Below are 7,210 nucleotides of genomic sequence, written 5' to 3'. Positions count from 1 at the left end.
TCAATGAATACTGAACATTACATAAAGTAATGTTTGAATTGACTGTGCTGAATCCGAAGATTCAATGGTCACTTCGTTTCATTGAAACCTAATTTGATACCGAAGTATCGAATTGGATTATCATCAACGAGTGCCCACACAGATTGATAGGTTCTTATTTTTAAAGAGCTTTTCTAACATTTTCAGCAACTTAGTTGCTCGTCGTTAGGGGTGCGTATCTTACTTCACACCATGAGAGAGTCAAGCATTTTTTCAAATTTATTTTCTCTCTTCCCGACTCGCTGTGTGACTTTCGTCTCACTCCGTGTCGGTGGATGCGCAGTATAGGGAGTTGAGAAATTAGTACAAGTGTTTTTTGCAAATAAAAAACCAACCGGTCACAAATTAGCCAAAAGTGCGATATTTGCATATTTCTTCGTCACATTTGAGACATATCACAGCAATTGGTTGGAAAAACACCAACCATATACGTAAGATTCATGTGTCTATTCTGTTAATGGACAATCGATCTCTTTATCACTATGTGTAGTAATTAAAATGACGTCTAAAAAAAATCTGATTTTATGTGTTGGGCTGGCCATCGTTGGGGGAATCATTTTCTCTCAATTCATCATCCCACCAGCCTTGAGCTTCCTCATTGGTGTTATCGCTACTGCTTTTCTTTTTTCATTTTCTAGCAAAACACCTGTTCTTCAATCTTCGGAGCCTGATCCTTCAACTAAAACGCTGTATGTCGGCAACCTTCCTTATAAGGCCAATGAGAGTCATGTTCGCGATTTGTTTGCTGAATATGGACAGGTCTATGCGGTACGCTTAATGAAAGATAAGCGTACTGGAAAAAGAAGAGGGTTTGGTTTTGTAGTGATGGCTGCGGCAGATGCCAAGCCAGCTATCGCTAAACTTAATGAAAAGGAATATATGGAGAGAACGCTAAAAGTGAGAATTGCGAACGATCCTAAACATCCGGATGGTGGTAAACCTGAACAGGATTAAAACCTAGCTTCTTTAAACAAATGTTCAGTGCATCTTCCTGCCAAGGAGTTGCACTGGCATAAATCGACTTACTTCCCTCTTCTGTATCCTCAATTTCATCACTTAATAGCAATGCTTTTACTCGACGTGCAATCGCTGCGCCTGAATCAATTAAAGTAACGTCCCCACCCAAAGCTTGATGAATCTCCTCTTTGATTAAAGGGAAGTGAGTACAACCGAGCACCGCAACATCGACTTTATCGCGAAGGGGAAGCAGGATATTTGTCAGTTCGTCGAGAGAAACGCTGTTGCCTCGCAACTTCTCTTCGGCCATATCTACCAAGCGAGTTGATCCCACCAGCTCAACTGGTTTGCCTTGCGCAAAGTCCCGTATTAACTCGTGAGTATATTGGCGTGTTACTGTCGCCGGAGTGGCGATCAGCCCTACCCCTTTTGATGCTAAAAGCGATGCGGGTTTAATCGCAGGGACAACACCAACAACGGGAATCGATAAATTTTCGCGTAAGGAAGGAAGCACTATGGTGCTCGCCGTGTTGCAAGCAATGACGACAATGTCGGCTTGGTGTTCTTCGACTAAAGAAGAGACCAGTTGGTTAACTCGTGAAACGAGTACAGCCTGATCGAGTTCACCATAAGGGTAAGCCTGATTATCGAATAAGTATAAGTAGTCTAGCTGGGGCAATAGGCGATGTATCTCTTGGAATACAGAAAGACCACCAACACCAGAGTCAAAAACTAGGACTTTTTTCTTACTTGCTACTCGCACGAGTCTTACCTAAAGAACAGAAACGTTGCGATCATACTGCGTAGATTTGTTTTGGCAATGCTTTAGCATGGTATCTTTGATGGCTGAATCTATCTCCAGATTCTACATTTCGCTTCGTCAACTCGATATGTCCTTGAAAAGATGGCGAAGACGTGACCAATGTGTGAAATTCACCATTTTCCCCACAGGGATCAATTTGACTTGGTAATGACTCTATTAGGGCTTTGTCATACCAGCGACCACACCATTCTGGAGGGAGAACTCTTCCGTCGATGGTGATTAACATAGTTTGAATACCACGCTCTATGATTTCCATCGCTAGTTTTTCGCTGCTCTCCCCTAATAGAGGAAAGACGCATTCCCAGCCAACAGGTTCAATATAGCTGCGTCGGTAATCGGCAATGCCATTACAAAACATATCACCAAATGCGACAGCTTCTATGTTCAGACCACTACTTTGTAATGCATTAACGATGGTCGATTGATAAATGTCGTTACTTGGAAAGATTTCAGGTAGCTCGATAGTAATGAGCGGAAGCGCAAGTAAGTCTGCTTGCATTTGTACGACTTCAAGCGGAGTTGCTTGGAAAGGGACTTCTTTCCCTACGTAAGTCGTGTACAAACCGACAACTTGATAATTTGGATTCTCGTTAAGGCGCTCAAGCGTTAATGTCGAATCTTTACCACTGGACCAGCTGATCACAACTCGCTTGGGTTTCTTCATTCGATTTTCCACCACAAAATATTAAAAACCGCCCGAAGGCGGTTTGTGCTCATTCACGATTAGAATTCGTAGCCAACGTTGAGATAGTACGCTCGCTCTGCAGCAGGGTAACCTTTTGCCATCTCATACTCTTCATCAAGTAGATTATCGATACGAGCACTAATAGAGGTCGACTCATTCGGATAGTAAGTCACCGCCGTATCAACCAACGAGTAAGAAGAAAGCGTAATATCTTGTGAAGGCCAAGTGCTGTAATCCACATCTGGACGCTTACCGACGTACTGATAGCTAACCGACCAATCCACTTTATCGAAGCTCACTAAAGCATTCCACTTATACATTTCTTTAGCGCGGCGCTGCAACTGATGCCCTTTATCGTCTTCAGCATCTTTGTAATCTGCACTCAACTGGTGCTGCACAATCCCTGTATCAAACTCAGCAACAAGCTCCACACCTTGGATATGTGTTTCACCATCGACATTCAAATATTTGTATGTGGTTGGATGGTAATCGATAAGATTCGTGATTATATAGTCATAACCCGTTACGGACCAAAAAACGCCTTGGACATCACCGCTGAATGCTAGCTCCCAAGCATCTGACTCTTCCGGCTTCAGATCTTTCTCACCGTATGTTGGGTCATACTGTTGATATAGGTTTGGAGCCTTAAATGCAGTACCAAAAGAGGCTTTAACCCCAAACTCTGGTACAAACTGGTAACCAGCCGCTAAACTGTAAGTGAACTCACTACCGTATTCTTCGTTATCATCAAGGCGAACACTGCCCTCGAGCATTGCTTTATCAATACTAGTGGTTGCCATACCAAACAGAGCACCATTGGTCCGATCAAACGTTTTATTCGCACTCTTGTCTTTATAAGACTCGTTGCGCCAATCAATACCACCAGCAAACGTCGTATTGTTGTTTAGCAAGTAACTGTTGGTCCACTGGACATTTTGCTGCTCAAGTTCATCTTCAGTACCTGAGTGTTTGCCTTTTGCTTGCTCATAGTTCCAAGACTTCTGTTTCTGTGCCGTTACTTGTAGTTCTGACATCACATTATCAGACTGATACTTACCGCCCAGAGTGACAGAAAGATCATCTTTTTCTGCTTCGTAGTAACCGCGACTGCCGTAGCTGCTGTCATATTGATAAACATTTTCGTAAGCACGTAGGTTACCAAATGCAGACCACTGGTCATTGAAGTTATGCACGTAACCTAGCAGACCATTCTTTGTATCAAAGCCATGGCGATCACCGTCATTAACTCCCGGTACAGGACGAACGTTATAACCATCATCACTTTCACTACCAAGCGCGATATTTAGCTGGCCGCTCTCTGTGACTTTAATACCAGATGCCACACTCAATTCTTGATAATCTAAACTACCTAAACCCGCACTTAACTTCGTTCCTTCTTCGTCAGCACGCGCAATGGTGATGATATTGATCACGCCACCAATCGCTTCTGAGCCATAAAGTGACGCACGCGCACCACGCACGTACTCAATACGTTGAACGTAAGTAAGTGGGATTTGGTTAAAGTCCACAGCGCCCTTCGCTGCTCGCGCAAAACGTACGCCATCAACCAGTACTAAAACTTGGTCGGAACTGGTTCCACGAACAAATAAAGACGCTAACTGACCACGACCACCATTTTGTGAAACTTGAATCCCCGTAAGGCGACGCAATACATCTGGTAGGGTTTTCGCTTGAATGCGATCGATGTCTTGTCGTGTAACTACTTCGACATCTGCCAACGTACGGCTTTCGGCTTGCTCAAAACGGTTTGCAGTAACAACGATGGTTTCGTCAGTGGAGGTTTCTTGGGCCTGTAGATAAGAGACAGGTGAAAGCAGCGATGCCAAAGTGATCGCCAGTGCGGATTTTCTCATTGTATTGTCCTAAATCGCGTAATTCCTTCCGAGCCCTGTCATCATGACAGTCCAGTGCTGTGGCTCAGTTGTTGGCAGGTATTCGGACTCAAGAGCACGGGTGTACCGCCTACTTGCTCGACTTCCCACATAAACTAATGCAGTGTCTGATGAGCGTTCGTTCTCTTTTACCGCTGCGCGTCAGTTCTGGATTCACACCAGATTCCCATTTCAGCCATCTAGATTGCTAGATAGCACCAACTTGAGGCAAATATTATTCAGCTATTGATTATTTGTCCAGCCAATATTGCCCTTAGAAGTTGTAACGTTTTGATTGATTTTGCTTTCTACTCTGCCTGTACGCACTATCTTTAAATCAATTCCAGTACAAAACTGGACATCCTATTGAGATTGAATAAAATCTGCGCTCTTAAATTGAATGCACCATAAAAGGTAAGATCATGGCTACTCTTGATGTAAACCCACAACGCTACCAAGAACAACTGGCTGAAAAAGTCGAACGTCTCACGGACATGTTCGCGCCATACAACATGCCAGAACTGGAAGTGTTTGAATCACCAGAGCAGCACTACCGCATGCGTGCTGAGTTCCGTGTTTGGCATGAAGGCGAAGATCTTTACTACATCATGTTCAACCAAGAAACTCGTGAGAAATACCGTGTTGACCAATTTCCTGCAGCAAGCCGTCTGATCAACGACCTGATGCCGCTATTGGTTGAAGCGATGAAAGACAACGACTCACTACGTCGTAAACTGTTCCAAGTGGATTTCCTATCGACGCTAAGTGGTGAGATTCTGGTTTCACTCCTTTACCATCGCCAACTTGATGAAGAGTGGATTGAAAACGCGAAAGCCCTTAAACAGCGTTTAAATGATGAAGGCTTTAACCTAAACATCATTGGTCGCGCTCGTAAGATGAAGATTGTCCTAGACCGCGACTACGTGATCGAGAAGCTCGATGTAAATGGTCAAAGCTACATCTACCAACAAGTGGAGAACAGCTTCACTCAGCCGAACGGCAAAGTCGCAGAGAAGATGCTGGAATGGGCGGTCGACTGTACCCAAGAAAGCACTGGCGACCTACTAGAGCTTTACTGTGGTAACGGTAACTTCTCGCTGGCGTTGGCACAGAATTTCGACCGCGTACTGGCAACTGAGCTAGCGAAGCCATCTGTGGTATCTGCACAGTACAACATCGCCGCCAATAAGATTGATAACGTACAAATCTTACGTCTATCAGCAGAGGAATTTACTCAAGCGATCGAAGGTAAGCGTGAATTCCGTCGTCTACAAGATGCAGGTGTGGATCTGGAGAGCTACAACTGCAACACGATTTTTGTCGATCCACCACGTGCTGGGATGGATGTCGATACTTGTAAGATGGTGCAAGGTTACGAGCGCATCATGTACATCTCTTGTAACCCTGAGACTCTAAAAGAGAACTTGGACATTCTATGCGAAACACACAACGTGACGCGTTTTGCTCTGTTTGACCAATTCCCTTATACCCACCACATGGAAGCGGGAGTGCTATTGGAACGCAAAGTGTAACCCACGGCGTCAAATACAAAAAGCGAGCTCAATGGCTCGCTTTTTAATTTGATTCGTTTTGCTTATTCCGCAGAAGTCTTCTTGCTGACAAAACCTAGCTTCTTACCAATCCATGCGAGTAAGATCATTGAAACCATGATCGCGAAGAAGTTTGAGCCTGCTTCTGGGTATTGCGCTTTAATAAACGCAGAGTGACCAAACGCACCTACGAAGAAACACGCCAAGCCAACTAATGGGATATCTTCTGATACCGGATTATTTAGGTACTCTTGGTAAAGAGCTTGTACAGCCAGTACGAGTGCAATCAATGGGAAGATTGAAAAAGACACTTCACTCATGGTCAACCATGACAACAAAGCATCACCACACATACCTGCAACCAGTGCCAAAATCAGCGTTTTCTTTTCAGATTTATTTCCATTCGACATTATTCTATCCCGCCTTTTAATCGGTTACGTTCACGTTCTTTGCGATACCAATAGGCCCCTTTGGCTATCATTCGCAATTGCATGATCAATCGCTCGGCGAGTTCATCGCGCTCACGTCGATCTAAATCTAAAGCTTCAGCTCCCGAACTGAAAACCAAAGTCACAGACGCTTCTGCTTGAGTATACGCCTCTTCTCTGGTCACGCCGGTGCTCATTAAATACTCGGTTAATTCTGCCGCAAAATGCTGGATTTCTCGAGCAACAGCGGTACGAAATTCAGCAGAAGTGCCGGAGCGCTCACGCAACAACAAACGAAAAACGTTCGGACTACTTTCAATGAATTCCATAAAGGTTTCGACCGAGGTACGAATTACGCTACCTTCTTTCACAATACGTTGACGCGCCTGACGCATCAGTTGACGTAGTAGCAAACCGCCTTCATCAACCATGGTTAAGCCTAGCTCATCCATATCTTTGAAGTGACGGTAAAAAGAAGTCGGTGCAATCCCTGCCTCTCGGGCGACTTCTCGCAAGCTAAGGCTGGAAAAGCTGCGATCCGCACTTAATTGACTAAATGCCGCATCGATCAATGATCGACGTGTCTTCTCTTTTTGCTGTGCGCGGATTCCCATCGATTTCATTCTTAACTTGCTCTTTTTCTGTAGGGTACAAGAGCCTCAATATAACGCAATTTGCTCCTACGGAGAAAGATATGTTGCTTCGCTCGCTCTGAGCGCCGAGAACGTTACTATTGGCATGCATCTAATTGCAATGTTCTCGATGCAATTTATAGACATACAACATACCAAATCACCCTTTTGGTCGATTCTGCGTGATCACTTCCACTCTCTAAC

The 7,210-nt window shown here is 44.4% G+C and carries 7 protein-coding genes and 1 riboswitch; of the genes, 2 read left to right on the top strand and 5 right to left on the bottom strand.

Translation table 11 applies throughout. The features are described 5' to 3' along the window. Positions 1-537 precede the first annotated feature (537 nt). Positions 538-993, top strand: coding sequence for an RNA-binding protein (locus tag R7Z41_RS20940; protein WP_017821270.1), 456 nt, complete (start codon positions 538-540; stop codon positions 991-993). On the opposite strand, the gene murI is transcribed toward R7Z41_RS20940, so the two are convergent. From murI to btuB, 3 genes are read right to left on the bottom strand one after another with little or no spacing between them, the layout of a single operon-like run. Further along, positions 956-1,759, bottom strand: a complete 804-nt coding sequence (murI, locus tag R7Z41_RS20935) for a glutamate racemase (RefSeq protein WP_017636067.1) — start codon at positions 1,757-1,759, stop codon at positions 956-958. The two genes, R7Z41_RS20940 and murI, sit on opposite strands and share 38 nt — an antisense overlap. A gap of 31 nt (positions 1,760-1,790) precedes the next feature. Then, positions 1,791-2,483: an ATPase gene (locus tag R7Z41_RS20930; protein WP_017636068.1), complete on the bottom strand. Its 693-nt coding sequence runs from the start codon at positions 2,481-2,483 to the stop codon at positions 1,791-1,793. Between the two features lie 59 nt (positions 2,484-2,542). Further along, positions 2,543-4,378: a TonB-dependent vitamin B12 receptor gene (btuB, locus tag R7Z41_RS20925; RefSeq protein ID WP_206955045.1), complete on the bottom strand. Its 1,836-nt coding sequence runs from the start codon at positions 4,376-4,378 to the stop codon at positions 2,543-2,545. A gap of 55 nt (positions 4,379-4,433) precedes the next feature. Next, positions 4,434-4,634: riboswitch (cobalamin riboswitch) on the bottom strand. Between the two features lie 184 nt (positions 4,635-4,818). Between btuB and trmA the strand changes: the two genes are divergently transcribed. Continuing rightward, on the top strand, positions 4,819-5,928 hold the full coding sequence (gene trmA / locus R7Z41_RS20920; protein WP_206971034.1) for a tRNA (uridine(54)-C5)-methyltransferase TrmA: 1,110 nt from the start codon (positions 4,819-4,821) through the stop codon (positions 5,926-5,928). A gap of 62 nt (positions 5,929-5,990) precedes the next feature. On the opposite strand, the gene R7Z41_RS20915 is transcribed toward trmA, so the two are convergent. Together R7Z41_RS20915 and fabR are read right to left on the bottom strand one after the other, a co-directional pair. Beyond that, entirely contained in the window at positions 5,991-6,356 is a 366-nt protein-coding gene (locus tag R7Z41_RS20915; protein WP_005378634.1) for a YijD family membrane protein, read from the bottom strand. Further along, complete coding sequence (fabR, locus tag R7Z41_RS20910) at positions 6,356-6,997, bottom strand: HTH-type transcriptional repressor FabR (RefSeq protein ID WP_005378632.1); 642 nt, start codon at positions 6,995-6,997, stop codon at positions 6,356-6,358. Before fabR ends, R7Z41_RS20915 begins: the two co-directional genes overlap by 1 nt. Positions 6,998-7,210: the final 213 nt, after the last annotated feature.

Origin of the sequence: Vibrio sp. 1457, assembly GCF_033340195.1 — a bacterium.
Taxonomy (GTDB): Bacteria; Pseudomonadota; Gammaproteobacteria; order Enterobacterales; family Vibrionaceae; genus Vibrio; species Vibrio alginolyticus.
Note: the sequence above shows the minus strand (reverse complement) of the source record. Positions and strands in the feature narration are given on the sequence as shown.